The sequence below is a fragment of the Brevibacillus fluminis genome (genome assembly GCF_052072235.1).
In the GTDB taxonomy this organism is placed as follows: Bacteria; Bacillota; Bacilli; order Brevibacillales; family Brevibacillaceae; genus Brevibacillus_D; species Brevibacillus_D fluminis_A.
In genome coordinates this window covers 2,932,496-2,957,808 of the sequence record NZ_CM125436.1, presented here as the reverse complement: position 1 = coordinate 2,957,808, position 25,313 = coordinate 2,932,496, and the positions used below count along the sequence as shown (strand labels likewise).

24 protein-coding genes and 3 pseudogenes are annotated in these 25,313 nt (G+C 53.7%); 21 read left to right on the top strand and 6 right to left on the bottom strand.

Annotation, left to right across the window (positions count from 1 at the left end):
* The first annotated feature begins 34 nt into the window (after positions 1-34).
* From ACTID9_RS14675 to ACTID9_RS14650, 6 genes are all read left to right on the top strand, one after another.
* Positions 35-2,455, top strand: a complete 2,421-nt coding sequence (locus ACTID9_RS14675) for a heavy metal translocating P-type ATPase (protein ID WP_441065030.1) — start codon at positions 35-37, stop codon at positions 2,453-2,455.
* A gap of 16 nt (positions 2,456-2,471) precedes the next feature.
* On the top strand, positions 2,472-2,678 hold the full coding sequence (gene copZ, locus ACTID9_RS14670; RefSeq protein WP_441065029.1) for a copper chaperone CopZ: 207 nt from the start codon (positions 2,472-2,474) through the stop codon (positions 2,676-2,678).
* A 122-nt stretch (positions 2,679-2,800) separates the two neighbouring features.
* Positions 2,801-3,454 carry an HAD family hydrolase gene (locus tag ACTID9_RS14665; RefSeq protein WP_441065028.1) on the top strand — a complete coding sequence of 218 codons (654 nt, stop codon included), beginning with the start codon at positions 2,801-2,803 and terminating at the stop codon, positions 3,452-3,454.
* On the top strand, positions 3,451-3,822 hold the full coding sequence (locus ACTID9_RS14660) for an MGMT family protein (RefSeq protein ID WP_441072602.1): 372 nt from the start codon (positions 3,451-3,453) through the stop codon (positions 3,820-3,822). Before ACTID9_RS14665 ends, ACTID9_RS14660 begins: the two co-directional genes overlap by 4 nt.
* 341 nt (positions 3,823-4,163) lie before the next feature.
* Positions 4,164-5,363 carry a glycine C-acetyltransferase gene (locus tag ACTID9_RS14655; RefSeq protein WP_441072600.1) on the top strand — a complete coding sequence of 400 codons (1,200 nt, stop codon included), beginning with the start codon at positions 4,164-4,166 and terminating at the stop codon, positions 5,361-5,363.
* Positions 5,360-6,328 carry an L-threonine 3-dehydrogenase gene (locus ACTID9_RS14650; protein ID WP_441065027.1) on the top strand — a complete coding sequence of 323 codons (969 nt, stop codon included), beginning with the start codon at positions 5,360-5,362 and terminating at the stop codon, positions 6,326-6,328. Before ACTID9_RS14655 ends, ACTID9_RS14650 begins: the two co-directional genes overlap by 4 nt.
* A 38-nt stretch (positions 6,329-6,366) precedes the next feature.
* Here ACTID9_RS14650 and ACTID9_RS14645 read toward each other — a convergent pair whose 3' ends face one another.
* Positions 6,367-6,525, bottom strand: coding sequence for a hypothetical protein (locus tag ACTID9_RS14645; protein WP_441065026.1), 159 nt, complete (start codon positions 6,523-6,525; stop codon positions 6,367-6,369).
* Between the two features lie 79 nt (positions 6,526-6,604).
* Entirely contained in the window at positions 6,605-7,543 is a 939-nt protein-coding gene (locus ACTID9_RS14640; RefSeq protein ID WP_441065025.1) for a DUF2971 domain-containing protein, read from the bottom strand.
* A 186-nt stretch (positions 7,544-7,729) separates the two neighbouring features.
* Between ACTID9_RS14640 and ACTID9_RS14635 the strand changes: the two genes are divergently transcribed.
* From ACTID9_RS14635 to ACTID9_RS14625, 3 genes are all read left to right on the top strand, one after another.
* Positions 7,730-8,530 carry a phosphotransferase family protein gene (locus ACTID9_RS14635; RefSeq protein WP_441065024.1) on the top strand — a complete coding sequence of 267 codons (801 nt, stop codon included), beginning with the start codon at positions 7,730-7,732 and terminating at the stop codon, positions 8,528-8,530.
* A 157-nt stretch (positions 8,531-8,687) separates the two neighbouring features.
* Positions 8,688-9,629 (top strand): S8 family peptidase, encoded by a 942-nt coding sequence (locus tag ACTID9_RS14630; protein WP_441065023.1) that lies wholly within the window; start codon positions 8,688-8,690, stop codon positions 9,627-9,629.
* Between the two features lie 173 nt (positions 9,630-9,802).
* Complete coding sequence (locus tag ACTID9_RS14625) at positions 9,803-10,129, top strand: hypothetical protein (protein WP_441065022.1); 327 nt, start codon at positions 9,803-9,805, stop codon at positions 10,127-10,129.
* A gap of 220 nt (positions 10,130-10,349) precedes the next feature.
* Here the strand turns inward: ACTID9_RS14625 and ACTID9_RS14620 are convergent, their stop codons facing one another.
* Together ACTID9_RS14620 and ACTID9_RS14615 are read right to left on the bottom strand one after the other, a co-directional pair.
* Complete coding sequence (locus tag ACTID9_RS14620) at positions 10,350-10,859, bottom strand: GNAT family N-acetyltransferase (protein ID WP_441065021.1); 510 nt, start codon at positions 10,857-10,859, stop codon at positions 10,350-10,352.
* A 31-nt stretch (positions 10,860-10,890) separates the two neighbouring features.
* Positions 10,891-12,180, bottom strand: coding sequence for an MDR family MFS transporter (locus tag ACTID9_RS14615; RefSeq protein ID WP_441065020.1), 1,290 nt, complete (start codon positions 12,178-12,180; stop codon positions 10,891-10,893).
* Between the two features lie 100 nt (positions 12,181-12,280).
* On the opposite strand from ACTID9_RS14615, the gene ACTID9_RS14610 reads away from it, so the two are divergent.
* The 5 genes and pseudogenes from ACTID9_RS14610 to ACTID9_RS14590 all read left to right on the top strand — a co-directional run.
* Positions 12,281-14,071, top strand: coding sequence for an ABC transporter substrate-binding protein (locus ACTID9_RS14610; RefSeq protein WP_441072329.1), 1,791 nt, complete (start codon positions 12,281-12,283; stop codon positions 14,069-14,071).
* 103 nt (positions 14,072-14,174) lie between these two features.
* Positions 14,175-14,360, top strand: a pseudogene (locus ACTID9_RS14605) (DUF3626 domain-containing protein); the annotation flags it as partial.
* 28 nt (positions 14,361-14,388) lie between these two features.
* A pseudogene (locus ACTID9_RS14600) lies at positions 14,389-15,195 on the top strand (DUF3626 domain-containing protein).
* A 160-nt stretch (positions 15,196-15,355) separates the two neighbouring features.
* Positions 15,356-15,802 (top strand): MarR family winged helix-turn-helix transcriptional regulator, encoded by a 447-nt coding sequence (locus ACTID9_RS14595; RefSeq protein ID WP_441072327.1) that lies wholly within the window; start codon positions 15,356-15,358, stop codon positions 15,800-15,802.
* A gap of 2 nt (positions 15,803-15,804) precedes the next feature.
* Positions 15,805-15,939: pseudogene (locus ACTID9_RS14590) on the top strand (isochorismatase family protein); the annotation flags it as partial.
* Between the two features lie 9 nt (positions 15,940-15,948).
* Here the strand turns inward: ACTID9_RS14590 and ACTID9_RS14585 are convergent.
* Together ACTID9_RS14585 and ACTID9_RS14580 are read right to left on the bottom strand one after the other, a co-directional pair.
* Positions 15,949-16,338, bottom strand: coding sequence for a hypothetical protein (locus ACTID9_RS14585; protein ID WP_441072326.1), 390 nt, complete (start codon positions 16,336-16,338; stop codon positions 15,949-15,951).
* A gap of 7 nt (positions 16,339-16,345) precedes the next feature.
* Positions 16,346-16,873, bottom strand: coding sequence for a hypothetical protein (locus ACTID9_RS14580; protein ID WP_441072324.1), 528 nt, complete (start codon positions 16,871-16,873; stop codon positions 16,346-16,348).
* A gap of 285 nt (positions 16,874-17,158) precedes the next feature.
* Between ACTID9_RS14580 and ACTID9_RS14575 the strand changes: the two genes are divergently transcribed.
* The 7 genes from ACTID9_RS14575 (at position 17,159) to ACTID9_RS14545 (ending at position 25,187) form a co-directional block, all read left to right on the top strand.
* The gene (locus tag ACTID9_RS14575; protein ID WP_441072322.1) at positions 17,159-18,532 is read left to right on the top strand and encodes an NAD(P)-dependent oxidoreductase; all 1,374 of its coding nucleotides are present in this window, start codon (positions 17,159-17,161) and stop codon (positions 18,530-18,532) included.
* Between the two features lie 35 nt (positions 18,533-18,567).
* The gene (preA, locus tag ACTID9_RS14570) at positions 18,568-19,842 is read left to right on the top strand and encodes an NAD-dependent dihydropyrimidine dehydrogenase subunit PreA (protein ID WP_441072320.1); all 1,275 of its coding nucleotides are present in this window, start codon (positions 18,568-18,570) and stop codon (positions 19,840-19,842) included.
* A 24-nt stretch (positions 19,843-19,866) separates the two neighbouring features.
* Positions 19,867-21,258: a dihydropyrimidinase gene (hydA, locus tag ACTID9_RS14565; RefSeq protein ID WP_441072318.1), complete on the top strand. Its 1,392-nt coding sequence runs from the start codon at positions 19,867-19,869 to the stop codon at positions 21,256-21,258.
* 28 nt (positions 21,259-21,286) lie between these two features.
* Positions 21,287-22,180: a nitrilase-related carbon-nitrogen hydrolase gene (locus ACTID9_RS14560; protein ID WP_441072316.1), complete on the top strand. Its 894-nt coding sequence runs from the start codon at positions 21,287-21,289 to the stop codon at positions 22,178-22,180.
* A 16-nt stretch (positions 22,181-22,196) separates the two neighbouring features.
* Positions 22,197-22,427 carry a hypothetical protein gene (locus ACTID9_RS14555; RefSeq protein WP_441072314.1) on the top strand — a complete coding sequence of 77 codons (231 nt, stop codon included), beginning with the start codon at positions 22,197-22,199 and terminating at the stop codon, positions 22,425-22,427.
* 163 nt (positions 22,428-22,590) lie between these two features.
* Positions 22,591-23,169, top strand: coding sequence for a hypothetical protein (locus ACTID9_RS14550; protein ID WP_441072312.1), 579 nt, complete (start codon positions 22,591-22,593; stop codon positions 23,167-23,169).
* Positions 23,170-23,678: 509 nt separating this feature from the next.
* Complete coding sequence (locus tag ACTID9_RS14545) at positions 23,679-25,187, top strand: NCS1 family nucleobase:cation symporter-1 (RefSeq protein WP_441072310.1); 1,509 nt, start codon at positions 23,679-23,681, stop codon at positions 25,185-25,187.
* Positions 25,188-25,313: the final 126 nt, after the last annotated feature.

Below are 25,313 nucleotides of genomic sequence, written 5' to 3'. Positions count from 1 at the left end.
TGGAACGATAGCGAAACCGTTAGAGGTGAACATAATGAGCAGTGAAGTGATGGATAAACCCAAGGCAACAAACCATTTGTCGCTCAAAGTGGAAGGCATGACTTGTGCAGCATGTGCCATAAGGATTGAGAAAGGGCTCGGCAAGATGGACGGCGTCGAGCAGGCAAATGTCAATTACGCCATGGAAAAAGCGACGGTGACGTTCGACCCGGCCAAGGTGAGCGTAAGCGATCTGCAGGCAAAAGTAGCCGACTTGGGCTATAAGGTCGCACTGGAAAAAGTGAATCTCGATATTACCGGCATGACGTGTGCCGCATGTGCCACCCGCATCGAAAAAGGGCTGAAAAAGCTGCCCGGGGTCACCGACGCCAATGTGAACCTGACGATGGAGCGGGCGACGGTCGAGTTCAATCCGCAAGAAACCGGTCCTGACCAGATGATCCAGAAGGTGAAGGATCTCGGATACGGCGCGACACTCCCGGTCACTGCCAGCGCAAAGGCAGACGATCGCGGGAAGGAAATCCGCCGCCACCAAGTTCGTTTCGCAGTCTCTGCGATGCTGTCGCTGCCGCTGTTGTACACGATGGCCGCGCATTTCAACTGGTCCCATCTGTATATGCCGCATCTGCTGATGAATCCGTGGGTTCAGCTCGCGCTTGCCACGCCGGTACAGTTCATCATCGGCTGGCCCTTTTACAGAGGCGCCTACAAAGCACTGAAAAACGGCAGCGCCAATATGGATGTGCTGGTCTCGCTCGGAACATCCGCCGCCTATTTTTACAGTTTGGCTGCAACGATCGGCGGGCGCGGCGACAAGCTTTACTTTGAAACGAGCGCCATTTTGATCACGCTGATCATCTTGGGCAAATTGTTCGAGGCGTTGGCAAAAGGACGCACATCGGAAGCGATCAAAAAGCTGATGGGTCTCCAAGCGAAAACGGCGACGGTCATCCGGGACGGGCAAGAGCTGACCATCGCGATGGAAGAAGTGGTCACAGGTGACGTGATCATGGTGAAACCTGGTGAAAAAATACCCGTAGACGGTATCGTGTTGTCCGGTGCATCCGCAGTAGACGAATCGATGCTGACCGGCGAGAGCGTACCGGTTGACAAAAAAGCGGGTGACCTTTTGATCGGTGCCACCATCAACAAAAACGGAACACTTACGTATCAAGCGACAAAGGTCGGCAAAGACACCGCGCTCGCGCAAATCATCAAAGTCGTCGAAGAGGCACAAGGGTCCAAGGCGCCGATTCAACGTATGGCGGATCGCATTTCCGGCGTATTCGTGCCGATTGTCGTCGGTATCGCGGTACTGGTTTTCCTGGTTTGGTACTTCATGGTCGATCCAGGCAATTTCACCGGAGCACTGGAAAATGCCATCGCCGTGCTGGTTATCGCGTGCCCATGCGCACTCGGACTCGCAACCCCGACCTCTATCATGGTCGGCACAGGCAAAGGCGCGGAAATCGGAATTTTGTTCAAAGGCGGCGAGCATCTGGAAGCAACGCACAAGCTCGATACCATCATTCTGGATAAAACCGGTACGATCACCAAAGGAGCGCCTGCTTTAACCGATGTACTGCCCCAAAACGGCATTACGGAGGAAGAATTCCTCACGCTGGTGGCTTCCGCAGAGAAACAATCGGAGCACCCGTTGGCACAGGCCATCGTGCAAGGAGCCGTGGAACGCGGCTTGACGTTGCAGCAAACACAGGAGTTCGAAGCGATACCCGGCTACGGTATCTCGGCGCGGATTGACGGGCGAGCGCTCCTGGTCGGGACACGCAAGCTCCTGGGCCGCGAAGGCATACGCTTTGACGCCGTCGCGCAGCAACTGGAGCAATGGGAATCAGAAGGAAAAACCGCGATGCTCGCTGCGATCGATGGCAAGCTGGCAGGGATCGTGGCGGTGGCAGACACGGTCAAGGAAAGCTCCCGCGAAGCGATTGCCAAACTTCATGAACTGGGATTGGAGGTGGTCATGATCACCGGCGATAATTTGCGGACAGCTGAAGCAATCGCACGCCAGGTGGGCATCACACAGGTTCGCGCTGAGGTTTTGCCGGAGGGGAAAGCCCGTGAAGTAGAATCCTTCAAGCAGCTGGGGAAAAAAGTAGCGATGGTAGGCGACGGTATCAACGATGCGCCGGCGCTTGCCACGGCAGATGTCGGCATGGCGATCGGAACAGGGACGGATATTGCAATCGAAGCAGCCGATCTGACCTTGATGCGCGGCGAGCTGACCAGCATTGCCGAGGCGATCGCCTTGAGCCACAAAACGATGGCGAACATTAAACAAAACTTGTTTTGGGCGCTGTTCTACAATACGGTCGGGATTCCGATCGCAGCGATCGGCTTGCTCGCCCCATGGGTAGCGGGAGCAGCCATGGCGTTCAGCTCGGTATCTGTCGTATTGAATGCGCTGCGTCTGAAACGAGCCAAAATCCAATAAAGCGAGGGAAAATGAAATGACAACCGTAACATTGAACGTAAAAGGAATGTCTTGCAATCACTGCGTAAACTCGATCGAAGGCGCTTTGGGCAAGGTAAACGGCGTAAGCGCTGTGAAAGTAGACCTGGCCGGCAACAAAGTGACCGTGTCCTACGATGAAGCGGCTGTAAATGAAGCGAGTTTGAAAACCACGATTGAAGATCAAGGATATGATGTCGTGTAACGGCATAGAGAACCTGCAAAAAAGAGATGAGGCGGCCAACCGTTCGTCTCTTTTTGCATTTGATGGTAAAATGAGCGAAACGGAATGGCTTGGTGCCAGATTGTCGGGGAGAGGGAAAAGAAATGAAGAGGCAAGGGATCATTTTTGACATGGACAATACGCTGCTCCAATCATCGATTGATTTTCCCAAGATGAAACGGACGGTGTACGAGCTGTTGGTTGAATTTCAGCTGTGCGAGCCAACGCTTGACTGGCAAGGAAAAACCGCATCGCAGCTGATTGAATGGGGGCGCCAGTCAGGGCGTTTGACGGCAAGCATGGAACACAGAATTTGGGATGAAGTTGCTCAGATCGAAAAAGAAGGAATGCATGGAGCCAAGCTTGAGGACAACGTCGTCGAGGTGCTCACACAGCTGAAGAACAGCCACCGCCTCGTCATTTTGACGAACAATGCGTCTGTCGCCGCTTGGGAGGCGCTCCGTGAAACAGGAATCGCGGACCTTTTCGACGCCATTTACGCCCGTGAGCATATGACCGCATTAAAGCCGTCGCCGTCCGGCATTTTGGCCATCCTGGGCAGCTACCCGCACCTTGGGCCGGATGATTGGATCATGGTCGGGGATTCCTGGATCGATGGCAAGGCGGCGCAAGATGCGCAAGTGGACTTCATCGCGTATCGGGGAAAGCCGGACGAAATGGAGCGTCATCACGTGTCGCCGATCGCCTGGATCAAAGATTGCCGCGAGCTGCTTGCATTGCCCTATTTCGCATCATGACGGGAGCGGGGCTTACCGTGAAACCATTTACCGCAAACGTCATCGCCATCATCCGGCAAATACCCGCAGGACAAGTCATGACCTACGGGCAAATCGCCCGAGCGGCAGGCAGTCCGCGGGCGGCGCGGCAAGTCGTCCGCATTTTGCACGCCATGAGCAAAAAGCATAACCTGCCCTGGCATCGCGTGATCAATTCCAAGGGCGAGATCGGTTTGCGCGATTCTGCGTCAGCCGAGCTGCAAGCGGAATATTTGCGGGAAGAAGGGGTAGAAATCGCCGCGGATCGCCTGATCAATCTTGCTCGATACCAGTATCATCCAGATGAGACGATTCTAAAATGGCATGAAGACGAGCCAGAATGGTACTAATTTTTCGGCAAAAAGCAAGGAAACGTTCAAACATGCACAAAGCCCTTTATCGGCTTGCTGCGTTCTTTCCCATCGCAGCAAGCCGGTAAAGGGCTATTTTCTTTTGCACCGATGACTTTTATCGCTGAAAGGAGGGGATGTTAGAAAGGGGAGGCAGGCAAAAAAATGTGCCGAAAACACGAAAAAATCCGTCCTTCCCATATGGACATTTTCGATTATAGGTGTTACATTAATAATCAAAAAGTGAGATTTTACATACGTTTAAGCGCTTTTAATTTGTGCGCGTGGTATGGACTTTCATTCGCGTGGAAATTACGGCCAAGCGGATCAATCGGGAGGGAATGAATGTGGGCAGCACCATTTTGAACAATTTCCTGCATGAGAATTTGACAGATTTGAAGGCAAAAGGTCTTTACAATACAATCGAGCCATTGGAAAGCGCCAACGGGCCGATCATTTCCATCGGCGGCAAAAAACTGATTAACCTGTCTTCCAACAACTACCTCGGCTTGGCGACCGATTCGCGCTTGGTCGATGCGGCTATCAACGCGATTCAGACATATGGAGTGGGTGCAGGTGCAGTGCGCACGATCAACGGCACGCTTGATTTGCATGTGAAGCTGGAAGAAAAGCTTGCTGCTTTCAAGCACACGGAAGCCGCAATCGCGTACCAGTCCGGTTTCAACTGCAATATGGCTGCGATCTCTGCCGTCATGGATAAGGATGACGCCATCCTGTCCGACGAGCTGAACCACGCCTCGATCATCGACGGCTGCCGTTTGTCCAAAGCCAAAATCATCCCGTTCAAGCATGCCGACATCGAAGACTTGCGCGCAAAAGCGAAAGCGGCAAAGGAATCGGGTCTTTATAAAAAAATCATGGTGATTACCGATGGCGTGTTTTCCATGGACGGCGACATCGCGAAGCTGCCGGAAATCGTGGAAGTGGCGCGCGAGTTCGACCTGATCACGTATGTGGATGACGCGCATGGCTCCGGGGTTACAGGAAAGGGGGCTGGCACCGTCAAGCATTTTGGGCTGTCGGACCAAATCGATTTCCAAATCGGTACCTTGTCCAAAGCGATCGGGGTCGTCGGCGGTTATGTTGCCGGCCGCAAAGAGCTGATCGACTGGCTGAAAGTGCGCTCCCGACCGTTCCTGTTCTCCACCGCGCTGACACCGGGCGATGTCGCAGCCGCTACCAAAGCGATCGACATTCTCATGGCGAGCACCGAACTGCACGACAAGCTGTGGGAAAACGGCAATTACCTGAAGCGCGGGTTGAAAGCGCTGGGCTTCAACATCGGCGAGAGCGAGACACCGATTACGCCATGCATCATCGGGGACGAACAGCTGACACAGGAATTCAGCAAAAAGCTGTACCAGGAAGGCGTTTACGCCAAAGCGATCGTGTTCCCGACCGTTGCGAGAGGAACCGGCCGCGTCCGCAACATGCCGACGGCAGCCCATACGACCGACATGCTGGATCAAGCGCTGGCCATCTACGAAAAAGTCGGCAAAGAAATGGGGATTCTGCAATGAAGACGATACTCGTAACCGGAGCGCTGGGCCAAATCGGCTCAGAACTCGTCACCAAGCTGAGAGCAGAATATGGCGCGGATCACGTCATTGCTACCGATATTCAGAAAAAGCCGGACAATGAAGTTGTAAACTCCGGCCCGTTTGAACTGCTTGATGTAACGGATGCCAAAGCGATGTTTGCGATTGCGCAAGCATACAAAGTGGATACCGTCATCCATCTGGCAGCGCTTCTGTCAGCGACAGCCGAAGCCAAACCGTTGCTCGCCTGGAATTTGAACATGGGCGGCCTGGTCAACGCGCTTGAAGTGTCGCGCGAGCTGCAATGCCAATTTTTCACGCCAAGCTCCATCGGCGCCTTCGGACCGAGCACGCCAAAAAACAACACGCCGCAAGACACGATCCAACGCCCGACAACCATGTATGGCGTCAACAAAGTGAGCGGCGAGCTGCTTTGCGATTACTACCATCATAAATTTGGACTGGATACGCGCGGCATCCGTTTTCCCGGGCTTATCTCCTATGTAGCACCACCAGGCGGCGGCACGACCGACTATGCGGTTGAAATTTACTACGAAGCGCTGAAAAAAGGGGCGTACACCTCTTACATCGGCGAAGGCACTTACATGGACATGATGTATATGCCTGATGCGCTGCAAGCCATCGTTGACTTGATGGAAGCGGACCCGGCGAAGCTGATCCACCGCAACGCTTTCAACGTAACCGCGATGAGCGCCGCGCCGGAAGATTTCGAGGCAGCGATCAAAAAGCATATGCCTGGCTTCACCCTCACGTATCAGGTCGATCCGGTTCGCCAGGCGATTGCGGAAAGTTGGCCCAATTCGATCGATCCTTCCGCCGCACAAGCGGAATGGGGCTTCCGTGCCGCCTACGATCTGGACCGCATGACAAAAGATATGCTGGAAAAGCTGTCGGGAAAGCTTTTCACGCCTAGCCATTCCGCATAAACAAAAAAAGCAGGGACGTTTCCCTGCTTTTTTGTTAGTTACTCCCGCATCGCTCCTGCCTCTCGAGCAGTCATTGCACCTTGTCCCGCGCGCAAATCTTTTTGAATGTCTTGCTTTACTTTTTTTGCATCCGTTCCGGCAAATGATGGTTTCAAAAGGGAATTTACATTCCCGTTCGTTTGTTGCTCCTGTTGCATACGAATCCTCCTCATGAACGTATTTTCACAGACTTATTCTTTGAAAAAATCACGAGGATTATCACGAAACGCCATCTGCTCAATACCGCAGCGGAACCGACGAGTAATCCACCTGAATCTGCTCCAGGTCGTATCCGCTTTTTTTCAGAAAGTAGGTGACGCCTTTTTTGGCGATGTCGCTGTTGTTGCGCGGCCCGATCACGATGTGCCGCAGCGGGAGCTTGTCCTTGAACTGAAAATCGATGTAAGGCATGACGACGCCGCGCCGGCCGCGGAATTTGACTTGATTGGCGAGGTCTTTGCTGATGAAGGCCAAACGAAACTCTTCCTCGTTGGCAAAATTCGCGTCCTTGAAAAAAATCGAGTGTCCGATGATGGTTGCGACGATGCCGAGAAACAACGTTTTTTCCAGCTCGGCGATTTGATACAGGTGCGCTTTCACGAACGAGAACAGCTTCAAAAAGGACGTGAGCAGCTGTTCCTCCTGTTCGGACCGTTCGTAAACGACCTCGCCGATCACACAATACAGGTCGTCGTGAAGAATCCCGTTGTCCACCGAGAAAGCGGAAATGAATTCAAGGGTGTCGAGGCCGACACAGTATCCGTCCCCGCTGGCATAGTTATACCAGAGCGTCAGCGAATCCAGGTTTTCGGACATCGATAAAACGAAGATTTCCAGCTCCTCACCGGAATAGTCGATCCGATCCCGCACCTCGCGCATGACTTTCAGATACATCGCCCATAGGTGGCGGCTCGTCTCATCTTCGGTGAATTGGGCTTCCACCATCGTCTGGAATTTGTCAAAAACGCCGTCGAGAATCCGGTTGATGTAAATGATTTCTTCACTGTCGTTCAAAAAATCCGCTTTGGAGACCCAGAAGCCGCGGTCTTTGATGATTCCGAGCAATCCGTTCACATTCGTATAATGATAGAGTCGGTTGTTTTTGGACTGCTTGGTTTTGTGGATGATTTCTTCCCAGACGTTTTGCAGCAATTCTTGATTCAGCTCGCTTTGCATCTGTTTGCCCCTCTTACCAAAAAGATCACTTCGATCATGCAGATTATTGTTGCCCGCCGCTCCTGCCAAAATACCAAAAAAAAGCAAAGAGAGGATTTTCTTCTGCGAAACGGCGCGGTACAATCTAGTAGAACGCGGGGGGAAAAAGCCCGGGTAGAAAAGTCTTGGGAAGGGGTTTCGTATCGAATGGCAGGACAGCACATCGGAAGTGGAAAAACCGCGGATGTATACATATGGGAGGGGGGCAACGTCCTCAAGCTGTTTAAGCCGGAGGTGCCCTCGTTTCTGATCGACCAGGAGTTTCTCGCGCATGAGGCGGTAATGGGTGCCAACCTGCCGGTCCCGCGCACATTCGGCAAGGTTGAGGCGGAAGGTCGTCTTGGCATTGTGTATGAGCGGGTTGACGGAACGAGTTTGATCGAGCGGCTGATTCATCAGCCGGAAGCCGTGACGCAGCTGGCAAACGAGTTCGCTGCGCTGCACCGCCGGGTCCATCAGGCAAAAGCGGAGAACCTGCCGAGCCTTCAGGCGATTTTGAAACGCAACCTGCATGTTGCCGAACCGTTGACAGCCGATGAAAAAGAGGCGGTAGCAACGTATCTTGATCAGTTGCCGGTACAAGACCAATTGTGTCATATGGATTTTCATCCCGACAACATTTTGTACACGGCGGGCGGGCCGGTCATTCTCGACTGGATGACAGCCGTGTCCGGCAATGCGCTTGCAGATGTGGCGCGCACGATCGTCATCCTCAAATACGCCGCGCTGCCGCCGAATCTTCCGGACTCGGTGAAAGCGGGAATCATGGCGATTCGGGAGCGTTTCGTGGCGGAGTATCAACGAGCATACTTTGCTGCAGAAAAAGAGCGTGAGAGCGAGATGGAAGCGTGGTTTTTGCCGATTATGGCCGCCAGACTTTGCGAACGAGTGCCTGCTGATGAGCAGGAGCGGCTTGTTTTGGAGATTCGGAATCGTCTGCAAGCATAACGGAATAGGGCTGAAGGCCGGGTATCCCGGCCTTTTTTCTCTTGAAAGGGCCTAATTTCACGCTGGTAGGTAGCCACCCAAGCCATGCCGTTCTGTCCCCGCATACAATACCCCAGCCTTTCATCCGATGCTCGAAGAAAAAATGGGAGGAACCAGCATGAAAATTCTTACGTTTCGCAAAAACCTCTCTTTCCCCAGTGTCCTGAAAGCTTTGCAAACCAAAATCAATACCCCGAACGCGCATCGCCTCTGGCATACGTACGAAGACATTTCGACGGTTTGCCTGCCGGCCAGTTTGTTTGAAAAGCACCGGAGCCATTTCATGAAATATGCGCCGGCGGTGGAAGAAAACGTGACGGTGAGCGTGCATGCAGCTGAAACCGACGACATCCCCTGGGGGGTCAGTTACTTGGGGGGAGATCGGCTGTGGCGGAATGGAAAAGGGGCAGGCGTGCGCATCGCGGTGATCGATACGGGAATCGCTCGCAAGCATTTTGAGCTGCGGGATCGCGTGAAAGGCGGGGTGCGCATTGCAGGTGGCGGCATCAATGGACATGGCACGCATGTCGCAGGCATCATCGCTTCCTCGCTCAATCACAGAGGCATCGTCGGCGTGAGCCCGGAAGCGGAGCTGTACGATGTGAAGGCATTCGGCCCAGATGGGAAGGCTAGCCTCACGAACATTTTGCGCGGGATCGACTGGTCGATCAAAAACAAGATGCAGGTGATCAATATGAGCTTTGGCATGCCGCAGCCGAGCGAAGCCTTGCATCGCATGATCCAAAAAGCAGCTTCCCACAATATCATCATGGTGGCGTCAGCGGGCAACAACGGAAAAGCGGTCGAGTACCCTGCCCGCTATTCCCAGGTGATTGCAGTCGGGGCGCTCAATGAAAACGGGAGGCTCGCCGACTTCAGCTCGCGGGGCGCAGGTTTGAACCAGACAGCGCCAGGCGTCGATATTTTGTCCACCTGGCCGGGCAATCGGTTCAAAAAGCTGAGCGGCACGTCCATGGCAGCTCCCCATGTCACCGGGATGGTCGCGCTCCGGCTCGCCAGCCGAAACCGTACCGCTTCCTCGCAGAAAGCTGCCAACTAGCGGCATGGCCGTACATCATAAAATGGGCAAGCGATTAAGCAAACCGCCTAACCCTTTCCACGGCTCGCGTACATACAGTGGGATATGTGCAGATGCGTGCGTTCTCGCTTTTTTGAGGGCCGCGACTGATCACATCGCGAGCCGATGCGCACGTTGCGAAAGGAGGGATGCTTGTGCCAAAACAGCCTGCAGCAAGCCGGGAACAGCTGTCGCCAGAATTCGTCAAGTGGCTCCGCACCACCAAAAATATGCGAACCAAACAGATTTCACGGCAACCGGAATTGGTGAAACAATACCAGAAAGAATTTGCGCGCGAGTCTGCGCCACGCAGAGAACGGCGAGGTTTGCTTCCATTTTCGATGCCCAATCTGAGTATGATGGACATTTTGAATCATGTAAACAGAGCGCAGCAAGTCTTGTCGGTCATCCAGAACCTGCAAACCGTACTCCCGACATTGGGAGCGAAAGGACTTCCGGGCAGCAAAAACATCGATCAATAGGAAAAACTTCTTTCAGAAGTCCTTTCGAGAAGCAGCTCCTTCGGCCTTTGGAAGTTTTTACCGATCCCTATGCTGGAAGTAACGCTGAGGTACTCCGTCTTCCGCTCCAGAATTTATAAGCGCGAGCACTTATAAATTCTTATACGATAACCAAACGTTCCCGCACATAACGATTGGCGGCAAGCGCGTCCTTCGTTTTTGCGGGAACTTGTTTTTTCCATTACTTGCGGGATGAGTGGGTGCAAGGGACAGGTGCGGCAAGCGTCATCGTCACAAACTGTGTTCGCGGGCTTGTGAATTCGGCTGTTTTGGCAAATCCGCAGTTTTCGTACAGACGGATGGCCCGCTTGTTAAAGGAGGCAACCGTGAGCCGGACCGATGCATGTGGATGCGCTTCCTTTACCGCACCCAGCACGATGGAGAAAAATTCAAAGCCGAACCCTTTGCCCGTCAAATCCGGGCGCATCCCGATCCCGATGTCGATGGTGGGAGTGTCAGCTGCGTAGGCATCAGATTGATGGCCTGCCGGCACTTGCGCCGATGGACCGAGACAGTAGAAGCCCAATAACTCGTTGTCCTCCGTATAGATCGTGTAGTAGTCGTGTTCCAGCATTTCCGCGACCGCTTCCGGACTGCTGCCAAGATTATAAAAGTCGTATGGTGGCGGGTAGTGCCATGCGGCGATCATCCGCGCGTTTCTCTCATCCATCTCCTGTATCCGAAAAACCATTGTTGCAACCTCTCTTTCGTCTATCATGAAATCATGTTTGCAGCGTCGTCGCCATCTCTCGCAATTTTTCGCGTTTCTCCCGCTTCAGGCTCGCGATCACGGAGCGGGTCAATAGCAAGCCGGCGAGCCCCATCAAAAGCAGGAGAGCGGTCATCGTTTCGCTCGAAAGGAATGCGCCTGCACTGATGCCTAATGCTCCCAAGGCTTTGGCAACCTGATTGACCAGCCCGTTTACCGCCATGTAAGAGCTTCGCGCCTCGTCCTTGACGATTTCGGCCAGGTACGATTGCCGGACTGGCACATGCATCAATTCACCGATGGTCGCGACGAGCATCGCGGCGGCGATCAGCCAGAGCGTGTTGCTGTAGCTGATGATGGAGTAGCCGATCGTATACATGAAAATCCCGCTGTACAAGACAGGTGTATCCTTGTATTTTTTGATGACATGGGTGACCAACAGCGATACACAGACGACCAAAATGGTATTTTCCATCTGCATCATGCTGAGCACCTTGATGCCGGTCATTTCGATCGAGCCCCAATCAAACAGGGACAGATGCTGGGGGATGAATTCCTGCTGAAGCCGCACTGCGACATAGTTCGGCGTCTGGAATTCCAATGCGATGAACAGCAGTCCGCCCAAGCTGTACAGCATGAACCGGCGATCCCCCATGACGGAGACATAGTTTTGCCAGACGCCGCACAATATCCCGGGCTGGTTCGTTGGGCGTATCAAATCGGGCTGCCTGCGATAGGTTTCTTGCACGAAAAAGACAAGCAGCATGAGTGTGATGAGGCTGATTGCAGTCAGCAACAGAAAAAGCGTAAACCGGTGAGAGGCGAAAAACAAGCCCCCAAACAAGGCGCCGATGGCGATGGAAAGGTTCGTCGACCAGTAGCTGATGCTGTACATAAACGTGCGGTTTTCCTTTGTGCTCACATCGATGAGCATGGCATCGGCGGCTGGATTGATCATGCCGTTGCAGATGCTTTGCAAAAGCATCATCGCAAACGTCAGCCACGCGGAATCTAAGAGCGGCGAATTGGCCAGGCACATCAGGGCAAACGACATGACGAGCGCGATTTGCGCGTACACCATCACGATTTTGCGGCCATAGCGATCCGCCAAATAACCGCCATAAAAGCTGGTCAGAATCTGTGCGATGATCGTTGTGAGCAGCAAAATGCCGGCGAGCCCCTTGCCTAGCTTTTCGGCGAAATAGATGGCCATGAAGGGAAAGATCATCGTGCCCACGGCTCTGGTCAAAAATGAAGTGACGATTCGAATCCGTATGTTGGGGTGAAGCTGAAAAAAATCCATCCATTACCTCCTCCTAACGTTATGTTCCATTGTAGCTAGAAAAAGGAGAAGAAAAAGGGTAGTATTTAGAAACAGACTTCACCTTTTAGGAGCGAACGAGATGAAATGCAAGGAGCACTACCTCACCATCCTGTTATCCCTGCCCAGCCCGCCGCATAAAGGCAGCACCGTTGCGATTACGGTTGAAACGCTTGCCGATATGCTGTTTTGCACGACGCGCAACGTCAAGCTGATCATGCGCAAGCTGGTCGAGGAGGGGCTGGTCGCATGGACAGCCGGGGTTGGCCGGGGCAATCCGTCGCACATGACGATTTTGCGTGAGTTCGATGAGGTGATTGACGAGTATTTTCGCGAACTCTTGGCGAAAGGGCGGATGAAAGAGGCGATTGAGCTGATGGCGCACAAAGCGATGCCGCAAGCCACCCGCGAGCGTTTGCGCGTTTTGCTGGACACGCAATTCGGCTTTCAGGTGGAGGAAACGCCGTCAAGCAGGCGGGATGTACTGCGCGTCACGCGCGGGCGCAAACTGGCGACACTCGACCCCGCTTTCGTCTTTTCGGCAACGGAAGCCTACTTCCTGGAGCAAATCTGCGATACGCTGCTCGTGTTCGATCCGGCCAAGAAACGCTTTTTACCTTCCATTGCGCATGCGTGGGAAAGCAACGCGGAAGGGAGCCGATGGACCTTTTATTTGCGCAAAGCGGTCCGGTTCCATCACGGCCGCGTCTTGACCGCAAAAGATGTGCAGGATACGCTGGAGCGCATTCGCAAGGTACACTCGACATCCCGCTGGCAGTACGAGGACATCGAGCGGATCGAAGTGGTGTCGGATACGATCATCACCTTCCATTTGCGGCAGCCGAACCGTTTTTTCCTCCATTACATGTCCTCTGTTACGATGTCGATCCTGCCGCATGACGTGGCATTCGACGAGCGGGCCATCATCGGCACCGGTCCGTTCCGGATGAAGGAAAATTCGGAGCAGGTGCTGGTGTTGGAAGCGTTTGACGACTATTTCGGACACCGCGCGCTGCTGGATCGGGTCGAGTCCTGGTATATGCCGGAGCGGGCGCGGGATGAGCGGCACTACATGCTCCCATTGGCGGACGATGCCCATGCGGAGCAAGCGGATCAGGAGGAATACGTTGAATATCGGGAGCAGGGCTGCCGCTATCTCATTTTCAATTTCAAAAAATCGGGAATCCAGCACCAGCTCAAATTTCGGCAGGCCATGCGGATCGTATACGACCGTCTCGCCCTCATTCGCGACTTGAAGGGAACCCGCCATCTGCCAGCGGACAGCTTTTTGCCGGAGAAAAGCAGCCAGACGCTGTTCGTGGAGCAATCGCTGGAACAGGCACGCGCATTGTTGGCGGAAAGCGGCTATCAGGGTGAGACGCTGCGCTTGTATTACTACGATAAACGCGATGAAAACAGCGACGCCACATGGCTGCAAGAACGCTGTGCGGCCGTCGGGCTTACACTCAGCCTGCATCCGCTCTGCATCACCACGTTTTTGGATGCGGGCGCGGTGGAGGATGCGGATATGATGCTGTCCGGCGAAGTGCTGGAGAACGATATCGAATGGGGGATGCTCCGCCTGTTCAAAGACGAGGGAACCGCGTTTTTCCGATTCTTGAACGAAAGCCAGCGTGCGCTGATCGACACCTATCTGCACGATTTCGTTCTTTTGCAGGCAGAGAAAGACCGAGCGGACGTGTTCGATCGGATCGAACAGCTGCTCAAAGACGAGCTGTGGATGCTATACGGGGTCCATATGAAACGAACGCCAAGCTATCATCGATCCCTCAATGGAGTCAAGCTTGATTCGTTCGGCTGGATTGATTTCTGCAAACTGTGGATCAAGCCTGCCGGTAACCTGGAGCGTTAAAGGAGGAGGCTTACGATGAACGAGCAAGCAAAGTGGTAGTCAAAACCATTTGACCGCTGCCCAAGCGGGGGCGATTCGGTATGTACGCAGCTGCGCCGAGCTTATGCGCGCTCAGGCACTTGGCGAGCTGCGTGACATTTTTTCGCGTGCCAACGTTTCGGGCGACATCGACGTCGCGCCGATCGCACAACGCGTTTCGCAGGCACCGATCACGCTCAACTTCCATCCTGATCGGATCATGCCCGATGGACGAACGGTGATTGAAGGTCTGCTGCGCGAGGGCACGTATCGCAGCCAATTCGTAACCGGCGTGACCAATGGGAGTCGAACCGCTTTTCCGGGGGGGCGATCGCGATCGGTGGGAACAGGAGCTGTTCGGCGGTACGTATCATGTGCCTGGAGTGGAGGGAGCGGATCGCCCGACATACGGTGCGCTCAACGTGCTCCATTATACGGACGGAGCATCGCCGCGTTTCGGCTCCTGCTATCTCATCCTCAGACCGCACCTGACAAGCCGCTGCACCTTCACCTTTGGGGACAGCCATGCAGGGCCGACTCGCATTGGAACGATGGACGTATTCGAACCGCTGCTCGCTGCCTTTTTGCGGGAGGTGGAACAGAACGGCAACGCCCTTGGCACATCTGGCATGAGTGTGCAGGGCGTACTGGCGCGGTTTGCTGGGTGTGAGGGAGACGGCTGCGATAAAGCGGGTGTGCGCGGACATGCACTCGACGACTATATCGAAGCGCAAATTCATGGGCAGATCCGGCTAACGGATGACGTCGCGGCAATCGTCGCCGATCCCGCTTTCCAGGGCACAGCGATCGGCGAGTAGCTAGCGAGGCTTTGCGCCGCCCACAGCTGCGAACTGCGCTGGCACCCGGGCTTTCGTCTTGCCGTGGCGTCGGTGCCGGACGATTTCCGCGGTCCCGCAATGCCGCCGTTTGCCTCATGGATCGATACGCATTTCGCTAAAAAGCCTGGTTTTTTGGACGCGGCAGACCTAGGGGTGGCCGCAGCTTCCCTTTATATGACACCGGGACTTTGGCGCGAATGGGGAACATCGGATGAGTCGTTCCAGCTGATCAAACAGCTGTGGCACGTGATCGTTCGATTTGGCTAACGATGTAAGGTCGTAACGACATAAAAAAGTGCGATTGGCGCACTTTCCCATGATGCTTGCATCATACAAATTTAATCGTTGTATCATGCAAGTTACAAGTTGTATAATGCAAGTGTCACAGCTAAGACGTCCCATCGAATAAAGCGAAGGAGCGAGGGGGATGATGAAACTGAAATCGATTGAACAGATTGAACACGAAGTGACCGTGCTCATGCGCCGAGCCGACTACAAGCGGACGCTGGATGGCAGCAAAAACGGAATCGAACGGTCGGCTTATTTGCTACTGAAGCAGCTTTGCGCCAACGGTCCGCTCTCGATCGGCAGCATCGCCGAGCTGTTTGGGCTTGATATTTCAACGATCAGCCGGCAGGTTGCCGCGATGGAGAACAAAGGATTGATCGCCCGGTTACCGGATGAAAAAGATTCGCGCATCAGCCTCGTCCAGACTACCGAGGAGGGAAAAGCCGCTTTGCAACGTGCAAAAGAACAGCGCATGGAAGCCTATACCGAGGTTCTGGAAGACTGGACGGAGGAAGACACGGAGCATTTGGCCGTTTTGCTCGCCAGATTGAACCGTGCGATCGAGGAACGAAAAAAAGCGCGATAGGAACAAAGCGGCAGTGGGGCGCTTTGTTCGGGACGGATCTCGATCTGCAGCTGCGCCGCAGGGGAATTGACACGATCGTACTGTGCGGCAGCGCAACCAATATCGGCGTGGAAATGACAGCGCGAGAAGCGTTTCGCCCAAAAGCGCTACTTGTTTTCCGTTTTGTATTGATCGATGCCTTTTTTGAACAATTCGAGCAAAACATCGTGCTGTGTCTTGTGATGAAAATGCTGCTTGATCTGCTCAAGCTCGGCGACAAGCTCGGAGTCCAAGTGCAGGTTGACGGTCTTGCCTTTGTCTTTGGGAAAAATCTCGTAGCCCTTGCCTTTTTCCTTCAGCTGGCCTTCCACCGAAAGATCCGGCGAGAGCATCTCGCGGTCAGGCAAATAAATATGTTCGCCTTCCATCACGATGCGTGTCAGGTCCTCGCTAAACGAAATGTGCAGCGGATACCCCAGCTCGCGATTGGCATCGCGGATGAGCCGGCCTTTTTCCTGATTGCACGCGTTGTTTTCCAGGGTGATTTTGACTTTCATGCTCCACTCAAACTCCTTCCAAAAGCCAGGTAATCTGTTTTTCTTCGACATTTTGCCGCACCTGGCCGGTGTCTTCCAGTTGAATCGTATACGTAAACTGATCGCCATGCAGCTGCGAGTTGATGACGACGCCGCTTGCCGCTGTGGCGTCTTTTAGGCTTACGCGATCGAGTACATCGAACATTGGCTTGAGGTAGCCTTTTTCATAGAGGAAAGCATAGACATATTTTTTTTGATATAAAAAACGCTTCTTCCCCTGTTTTGATCGCAACGCCCAAAAAAGCTCCTTTTCATCGACGACTTCCCCTAACAGTCCGTCATCCGACCAGCGCTTGATCATCGACATGTTGCTCTGCTTGCCGGTGCGTTCATAGATCAAATCGATGATCTCCTTGGACGAAATGTAGCGCTCGCGTTCCACTTCCTGCTTCAGCAGCTCCTCGCGTTCGCGGTACAAATGTGCGAGTCGATTCTGGCATTCTTGTATTTTGCTTTCCAATGCGGCAATTTCCGCTTGCAGCTCTTCTTTTTTCACTGCGATCCCTTCTCTTTTTCCATATCATCCAACGATATTCGCGTTTGTTTTTATTCATTATAGCAGAAAGTGCGCGCAAGTCCTATGAAACAGGCGAAAACAGGCGATTGATGACATCCTCTTTTGAAAATGTAAGCGCATTGCAATCCTTTGATGATTTTTTTGTTAAAAATGTAAATATAAAAAATGAAATCAAAAATGTTGACATCGTTATTTTGATCACATACATTTAATATACAGAATTGCAAAAATATTTAGCAAGCATTTTTGCGGAGGGGGCAGAGGATGAACACAATTTCTGGCGCATTCATTTCCGTCGAGGATATCAAGCGGAATTTTGCCGAGGCAAAGCCTGATCTGAAACCTAAGGAAGCGGTGGATGAGTCCAATCGATGTCTGTATTGCTATGACGCACCCTGTATCAAGGCTTGTCCGACTGGCATCAACATCCCGTCCTTCATCAAAAAAATCGCTTCGGGCAATTTGAAAGGGGCCGCCCGCGTCATCCTGGAGTCCAACCCGATCGGGGCGACGTGCTCGCGGGTGTGCCCGACGGAAGAGCTGTGCGAAGGCGCTTGCGTGCTCAATGACGCGTCTGCGCCAATCTTGATCGGCGATTTGCAGCGCCATGCCACGAATTGGGCGATAAAAAATAATCCTGTGCTGTTCACAGCCGGAGAGCCGAACGGCAAAAAGGTCGCCATCGTAGGCGGCGGACCGGCAGGGCTGTCGGCGGCAAGGGAGCTTGCGCGGCTGGGCTTTGCCGTCACCGTGTTCGAAGCGAAGGAAAAAGCCGGCGGGCTTGACACGTACGGCATCGTCTCGTTCCGGCTGCCACAGGAAGTTTCCCTCTGGGAAGTGGAGCAAATCAAGGGGCTCGGTGTCGATATCCGCACCAATGTGATGGTTGGACGAGATATCGAGCCGCAGGAGCTGATCGATTCCTATGATGCCGTCGTGCTGGCGGTTGGAATGTCATCGGTGCCGATGCTCGGGATCGAAGGGGAAGCGCTTGCAGGCGTTTATGATGCGATCCGGTTTGTTGAGGACACCAAGACACGTCCGCTCGACACGTCATTTGTCGGCAAGCGCGTCGCCGTGATCGGTGCCGGCAACACCGCAATCGATGCTGCCACCTGTTCCGTCCGGCTCGGCGCCACCAACGTGAAAATGGTGTACCGCCGCACCGAGGCGGAAATGACGGCGTATGAGTTCGAATATGAATTCGCCAAGCAGGATGGGGTGGAGTTCCGCTGGCTTACGCAGCCGATCCGGATCATCGGGGACGAAAACGGCAATGTAGCGCAGCTCGAATGCATCCGCATGGCACTGGGCGAACCGGATGCATCGGGACGCCGCCGACCTGAACCGGTGGAAGGCTCGGCATTCACCATGGACGTGGACGCGGTGATCAAGGCGATCGGGCAAACACGTCACCACTCGCTGATCGAGGCGTTCGGCCTGGCGCACAAAAATGGCGTGGTCACGATCGACCAAAAAACACACCAGACCTCAAATGCGAAAATTTTTGCCGCAGGCGACGTGATTTTTGGCGGCGGACAGGGCGAAGCGATGGTGGTCAGTGCGGCAGAGCAGGGCAAGCAAGCGGCATATGCCATCTATGAGCAATTGTTAAAAGTCGAAAGCGAGAGCGCGTAAGGCATTCGGAGGGCATTCACAAAGGAGGAGTTATCATGGCTGATTTACGCATCAATCTGGCAGGCATTCAATCGCCCAATCCGTTCTGGCTTGCATCGGCGCCGCCGACGAACTCGGGCTACCAGGTGCAGCGCGCGTTTGAGGCTGGCTGGGGCGGAGCTGTCTGGAAAACGCTGGGCGATCCGATCATCAACGTCTCCTCGCGTTTTGCCGGGCTTACGTTCAACGGCCAGCGGGTAGCGGGCTTCAACAACATCGAGCTGATTACCGACCGGCCGCTGGAAGTGAATCTGAAGGAAATTCTCGAAACGAAGAAACGCTTTCCCAACCATACGATCATCGCCTCGCTGATGGTTGAGCCCAAGCAGGAAAAATGGCATGAGATCGTCAAGCGGGTGGAAGATGTCGGCGTCGACGGGCTGGAACTCAATTTCGGCTGTCCGCACGGGATGGCGGAGCGCGGCATGGGTTCCGCATCGGGCCAAGTGCCGGCGCTGGTAGAAAAGCAAACCTACTGGGCAAAGGAAGCGGCGAAAACGCCAGTCATCGTCAAGCTTACCCCGAACATTACGGATATTACGGCGACGGCCTACGCGGCGGTGCAGGGCGGGGCCGATGCGATCAGCATGATCAATACGATCAACAGCTTGATGGGGGTCGATCTGGATACGTGGAACACGGTTCCGCACGTGGCAGGCAAAGGGGCGCATGGCGGCTACTGCGGTCCGGCGGTCAAGCCGATCGCGCTCAACATGGTGGCCGAATGCGCGCGCCATCCGGAAATCAACGTGCCGATCTCCGGGATCGGCGGCATCTCCAACTGGAGGGATGCGGCGGAATTTTTGCTGATGGGAGCGACCGGCGTGCAGGTGTGCACCGCTGCGATGCATCACGGGTTCAGCATCGTGGAAGACATGATCGACGGACTGAACAACTACCTTGACGAAAAAGGCATTGCATCGGTCATGGATCTGGTCGGCAAATCGGTCAGCCGCTACTCCAACTGGGGCGATCTCGATCTGAACTACAAGGCGGTTGCCCGCATCAACCGCGACACCTGTATCAACTGCAACAAATGCCACATCGCTTGTGAAGATACGTCCCACCAGTGCATCGAGCGGCACACCGATGAACAAGGAGCCTATCTGAAAGTGCGCGAGGAAGATTGCGTCGGCTGCAACCTGTGCTCGATCGTCTGCCCGGTCGATGGTGCCATCGATATGGTGGAAGTATACAGCGACCAGCCGATGACCTGGAATGAGCGCCAGAAAGCGATTTCCGCAGTGAAATGTGATTTGGAAACAGTCTAGCGAAAGCCAAAGGAGGCGTCCCCTGTGAAAAAACTTATTATAAACGGAACTATTGTCACCGCTGCCGATACGTATCAGGCAGATGTAAGCATCGAAAATGGCGTGATCACCGCAATCGGCCGGCAGCTGCCGGTTGATGGTGCGCAAGTCATCGATGCGAAAGGCTGCTATCTCCTTCCAGGGGGCATCGATCCTCATACGCATCTGGATATGCCCTTTGGCGGTACGGTCACCGATGACGATTTCCGAACCGGCACGATTGCGGCGGCATTCGGCGGTACGACGACGATCATCGACTTTTGCCTGACGAACAAAGGCGAGCCGCTGCAAAACGCGATTCAGACATGGCATGCCAAATCGGAAGGAAAAGCGGTGATCGATTACGGCTTCCATCTGATGATCGGGGAAATCAACGACAGCGTGTTGGAAGAGCTGCCGGAAGTGATCGAAAACGAAGGGATCACGTCCTTCAAAGTGTTCATGGCGTACAAAAATGTCTTCCAGGCCGAAGATGCGGTCTTGTTCCGTACGTTGAAAACGGCGAAGGAGCAAGGTGCATTGGTCATGGTTCACGCGGAAAACGGAGATGTGATCGATCTCTTGGTGCAGGAAGCGCTGCAAAACGGCAACACCGACCCGATCTACCATGCGCTCACCCGACCGCCTGAGGCGGAGGCGGAGGCAACCGGCCGTGCGGCACTCTTGACGGCTCTGGCAGACTCGCAGCTTTATGTCGTGCACGTATCTTGCGCGGATGCTGCGGCCAAAATTGCCGAAGCCCGGCAAAAAGGGTACCGCGTTTGGGGCGAAACGTGCCCGCAATATCTCGTGCTTGACCAAACATACCTCGAAAAGCCGGATTTTGAAGGAGCCAAATACGTCTGGTCGCCGCCGCTGCGCGAAAAGTGGAACCAGCAAGAGCTGTGGAACGCTTTGAAAAGCGGGCAGCTGCAGACGCTCGGCTCCGACCATTGCGCCTTCAATTTCGTGGGCAAAAAAGAGCTTGGGCGCGGCGACTTTTCCAAAATCCCGAACGGTGGGCCGATTATCGAGGACCGCTTGCCGATTTTGTTCTCGGAGGGCGTGAAAAAAGGGCGCATTACGCTAAACCAGTTCGTCGACATCGTCTCGACCCGCAGCGCCAAACTGTTTGGACTCTTCCCGCAAAAAGGGACGATCGCAATCGGATCGGATGCGGACATCGTCATCTTTGATCCGAATCAGGAACGGACGATTTCGGCCAAGACACACCATATGAATGTCGATTACAACCCGTTTGAAGGCATGCGTGTCACAGGCGCGCCCGTCTCCGTTCTTTCGCGCGGCGAGTTCGTCATCCGCGAGCAGCAATTCGTGGGCACGCCAGGCAACGGTCAATATTTGAAACGGAAGCGCTACAACCACGAGAACGCGTAATCCATGCTTATGAACAGGAGGATGTGACATGGTAAGCAAAGTGAAAATCGGTTTGATCCAGGCTTCGCACGATACGAGCGGTGATGAGCCGTGCCAGGTACATATCGATAATGCGATCGAAAAACACCTGAGCCTGATCGCCGAAGCCGCTGCCAAGGGCGCGAAGATCGTTTGCCTGCAAGAGGTGTTTACGACACCCTACTTTTGCGCCGAGCAAAATCCGAAGTGGTACGCGACTGCGGAAGCTGTGCCGGATGGGCCAACGACACAGCTGTTCAAGGAAGTCGCCAAGCAGCATGGAATCGTGCTGGTACTGCCAATTTATGAAAAAGCGGCGGAAGGCGTCTATTACAATACCGCCGCCGTCATCGATGCGGACGGGACCTATCTGGGCAAATACCGCAAAAACCATATTCCACATGTACAAGCGGGACCGAACCCGCAGCATGGTTTTTGGGAAAAATATTATTTCAAGCCGGGCAATCTCGGCTACCCAGTCTTTAAAACAATTTACGGGACGATCGGGGTCTACATCTGCTACGACCGCCATTTTCCGGAGGGCGCGCGCCTGTTAGGACTTGCGGGTGCGGAGATCGTGTTTAACCCGTCCGCCACCATTGCAGGCTTGTCGGAGTATTTGTGGAAGCTGGAGCAGCCGGCTCATGCGGTCGCCAACGGCTATTACCTCGGCGCGATTAACCGCGTCGGGTATGAAGCGCCGTGGAATTTCGGGGAGTTTTACGGTCAGTCGTATTTGGTCGATCCGCGCGGCAACTTTGCCGCGATGGGCTCGCGCAACGAGTCGGAAGTGGTCATCGGTGAAATGGATCGCAATCTCATCGCGGAAGTGCGGGACCAATGGCAGTTTTACCGGGACCGCCGCCCCGAAACGTATGAGAAGATGGTTCAGCTGCTACCGTAAAAAGGGGGGAATGCGCATGTCAGCTTACCAGGAATTTGCCGAAGAAAAAGAGCGGATCGATGATCTGGTCGCGCTGGGCTATAAAATCACCAAAGTGATGGAAAATTTGAGCGGCGCCGTGGTCGAGTTTGAACACCCGAACCCGCCGTCCCATCTCGACAAAACGAAGCAGCTGCATATTTTGACCGCAGATGCGCGCAAATATTTCGGAACGGTGCTCATTTTGCAGCAGAAGAGCGTTTCTTGACGAACAGAATCCCATCACAAGTCAAGGCGAAAGCAGGCAGCGATCATGCTGTCTGTTTTTTGTATTTGAAATTTCTGATAAATTTTAAGATAATATGGATAATTCAAGCAGATCATCACAAACATTGAGACAACCTGACAATTTGAAAAAGGATGGGATGGACGTGATGAGTACCGTGTACCGGGGAATCGCCTTCAACGAGGCGCTGCACGTGGTGAATAAGCAACGATATGAACGGGAGGAGCGGAGGTATTTTCTGGACGGCGTTGTAGCGAAGGCGGTTTTTGGCGAAGGCATCTACCTTGTCCATGATACGGAAATGGCGGCGCAGTACGCGTTTTGCCACGCAGAGACCGAGAACGATTTTGCGGCGGTGATCAGCCAGCAGCTGACGCTGGACAATCCGATGATCCTGCACCGCGACTACAACGAAGCGGACCTGCGCAAAGATGCGTTGGAATGGAAATACCCGGATGGCAATCTTCCGGATGACATGTGGCACACCGAACCGATGCTCCGCGTCGAAAAAACAGGAGCGATCATGCGCGAGTATTTGCTCCAGATGAAGTATGACGGGATCAAATATCACGTGAACAACGAGTTCATCTATTACATATCGTATTTTCCCTGTACACAGATCAGCGATATCCGGATCGACTTCATCTTCGACATCCATGATTTGAAAAACGCCAGCGTACAAGTGCTGCGGGAGCGCTATAAGCAAAAAAACCAATATCGATAAGAAAAAACTCTCTATGCCGGTCAACGGATGGAGAGTTTTTTTATGTTTGCGCGCGAATGCAGGAAATATCGTGTGAATTTAATTAAATCGCAATGAAATATTCCTGTGTTTAACAGTAAAAATATTTATTTTGATATTAATAACAGACTGTACAAATTATCATTGCAATAGCAGGATATAACGTTATAATGAGAATAAATAAAATAATCTGAAAATATTGAATGGAGGGGCCGGGTATGGAAATGCAAGATGTACCCATAGACAGATGCGAAAATTGCCAAGGAATCGATTTTAGCATCACGGATTATAAAGATATGCACTCCTCGCAAAAAGTCATCCATTGTATCACATGCGGCTACATTTATTGGGAAGACTCCACGGTTCGTTCCTCATGATCGCATATGTCCTTTGAAAGGGGGAATGTGTGCAGCGACCGCTCGCATCGCTGGGTAACCGTCTGGGGAACATGCTGTGCCTTGAAAAACGAATCGGCAAGGAGTTGAGAACCGATGAAGTATCAGCTGGAGGAAAACGGAATCGTAACCTTAACGGATCATGGAACCGATGTTTCCAAAGGATCGCCGTTATGGAATGAAGATTTGCGCCCAACCACAAAAGAGGAGCATAGTTGGACCGGCTACAACTATGCCAGCTTGTGGATCGGGATGTGTATTTGTCTGCCTGCCTACTCGATGGCCGCCGGATTGATTTCGCTTGGCATGAACTGGTGGCAAGCCGTGGGCACCATCATTTTGGGGAACTGTATCGTCCTTATCCCTATTTTGCTTAATTCGCATGCAGGCACCAAGTTTGGCATCCCGTATCCGGTATATGCCCGCATCTGGTTTGGCTCCAAGGGCACGCATATCCCGTCGATCGCACGCGCGGTCATCGGCGCAGGCTGGTTCGGGATCAACTGCTGGTTCGGCGGTGCCTCCATCGATACGCTTCTGATGGCGATGACGGGCTGGGGGAACGTGCCAGGCCACCTGCCGATCGCGTTTATCGCCTTCTGGGCCTTGAACGTGTGGATCGCCTACCGCGGGCCGGAAGCGATCAAGCGCATGGAATTTTGGGCTGCTCCGGCACTGATCGTGATGAGCCTGGCGCTGCTCGTCTGGGCGTTCTCAGCCGCAGGCGGATGGGGTCCCATGCTGTCGGCTCCATCCAAATTCACAACCGCAGGCGAGTTTCTGAAAATCTTCTTCCCTGCGTTAACCGGCGCGATCGCCTTCTGGTCCACCCTTGCATTGAATATCCCCGATTTTTGCCGGTATGCGAAAAGCCAAAAAGCGCAAATCGTCGGTCAATCCGTCTCCCTTCCTTCCACAATGGGTCTGTTCTCCTTCATCGGGGTAGCTGTCGCGTCCGCGACCGTCGTCGTATACGGAGAAGCGATTTGGGACCCTGCTGCACTGCTTGCCAAATTCAGCCCGTTTGCCATTTTCCTCGGTACGTTTGGAATCGTTCTTGCTACACTGACGACAAACGTCGCCGCCAACATCGTTGCCCCGGCCCGTGCGATCGAAAACCTTGCCCCTCGCAAGTTCACGTTCGGCGCAGGCGCGATCATCACCGGTCTTTTCGCGCTCTTGATGCAGCCGTGGTACATTTTGGAAAACTTCTCGAACTACATTTTCCTCTGGCTCGGTTACTACGCAGCCCTGCTTGGTCCAATCGATGGCATCGCGATCGCCGATTACTGGCTCGTGCGCAAACGCCGTCTCCATCTGGTCGAGCTGTACAAAACGGACGGAATCTACAGCTATGCGAGCGGCTACAACAAACACGCGATCTGGTCGCTCGTGGCAGGCGTCGTCGTGCTCGTCATTTGCAAATGGACGCCGGGTCTCGGAATCATCTGGGACAATGCGTGGTTCGTCGGGTTGATCATATCCGGCTTGCTCTATTGGGCATTGATGAAAGACGATGCGAGCCTGATTTCGGCTGAACAGTACGATTCGATTACGATAAAAGGCGGCGCGCGAGAAGGGCAGCCGTTCGAGCACATCAGTTAATCATCAGGAACAGAGGCATCCCGTAAACATGGGGTGTCTCTTTTGTTTGCACCTTTACCGGTGAATCGGATGTTGATGGATGCCTTTGAAACGTGCTAGAATCGGCACATTCATTGGAAAGAATCG

Excerpts from the sequence above, each read along its gene's own strand:
- preA (WP_441072320.1), top strand. The coding sequence starts at position 18,568 with ATGGCTGATTTACGCATCAATCTGGCAGGCATTCAATCGCCCAATCCG.
- ACTID9_RS14665 (WP_441065028.1), top strand. The coding sequence starts at position 2,801 with ATGAAGAGGCAAGGGATCATTTTTGACATGGACAATACGCTGCTCCAA.
- ACTID9_RS14630 (WP_441065023.1), top strand. The coding sequence starts at position 8,688 with ATGAAAATTCTTACGTTTCGCAAAAACCTCTCTTTCCCCAGTGTCCTG.
- ACTID9_RS14610 (WP_441072329.1), top strand. The coding sequence starts at position 12,281 with ATGAAATGCAAGGAGCACTACCTCACCATCCTGTTATCCCTGCCCAGC.
- ACTID9_RS14585 (WP_441072326.1), bottom strand. The coding sequence starts at position 16,338 with ATGAAAGTCAAAATCACCCTGGAAAACAACGCGTGCAATCAGGAAAAA.
- ACTID9_RS14635 (WP_441065024.1), top strand. The coding sequence starts at position 7,730 with ATGGCAGGACAGCACATCGGAAGTGGAAAAACCGCGGATGTATACATA.
- ACTID9_RS14555 (WP_441072314.1), top strand. The coding sequence starts at position 22,197 with ATGTCAGCTTACCAGGAATTTGCCGAAGAAAAAGAGCGGATCGATGAT.
- ACTID9_RS14640 (WP_441065025.1), bottom strand. The coding sequence starts at position 7,543 with ATGCAAAGCGAGCTGAATCAAGAATTGCTGCAAAACGTCTGGGAAGAA.
- ACTID9_RS14615 (WP_441065020.1), bottom strand. The coding sequence starts at position 12,180 with ATGGATTTTTTTCAGCTTCACCCCAACATACGGATTCGAATCGTCACT.
- ACTID9_RS14575 (WP_441072322.1), top strand. The coding sequence starts at position 17,159 with ATGAACACAATTTCTGGCGCATTCATTTCCGTCGAGGATATCAAGCGG.
- ACTID9_RS14560 (WP_441072316.1), top strand. The coding sequence starts at position 21,287 with ATGGTAAGCAAAGTGAAAATCGGTTTGATCCAGGCTTCGCACGATACG.
- ACTID9_RS14655 (WP_441072600.1), top strand. The coding sequence starts at position 4,164 with ATGAATGTGGGCAGCACCATTTTGAACAATTTCCTGCATGAGAATTTG.
- ACTID9_RS14645 (WP_441065026.1), bottom strand. The coding sequence starts at position 6,525 with ATGCAACAGGAGCAACAAACGAACGGGAATGTAAATTCCCTTTTGAAA.
- ACTID9_RS14595 (WP_441072327.1), top strand. The coding sequence starts at position 15,356 with ATGATGAAACTGAAATCGATTGAACAGATTGAACACGAAGTGACCGTG.
- ACTID9_RS14675 (WP_441065030.1), top strand. The coding sequence starts at position 35 with ATGAGCAGTGAAGTGATGGATAAACCCAAGGCAACAAACCATTTGTCG.
- ACTID9_RS14620 (WP_441065021.1), bottom strand. The coding sequence starts at position 10,859 with ATGGTTTTTCGGATACAGGAGATGGATGAGAGAAACGCGCGGATGATC.
- ACTID9_RS14650 (WP_441065027.1), top strand. The coding sequence starts at position 5,360 with ATGAAGACGATACTCGTAACCGGAGCGCTGGGCCAAATCGGCTCAGAA.
- ACTID9_RS14545 (WP_441072310.1), top strand. The coding sequence starts at position 23,679 with ATGAAGTATCAGCTGGAGGAAAACGGAATCGTAACCTTAACGGATCAT.
- ACTID9_RS14660 (WP_441072602.1), top strand. The coding sequence starts at position 3,451 with ATGACGGGAGCGGGGCTTACCGTGAAACCATTTACCGCAAACGTCATC.
- copZ (WP_441065029.1), top strand. The coding sequence starts at position 2,472 with ATGACAACCGTAACATTGAACGTAAAAGGAATGTCTTGCAATCACTGC.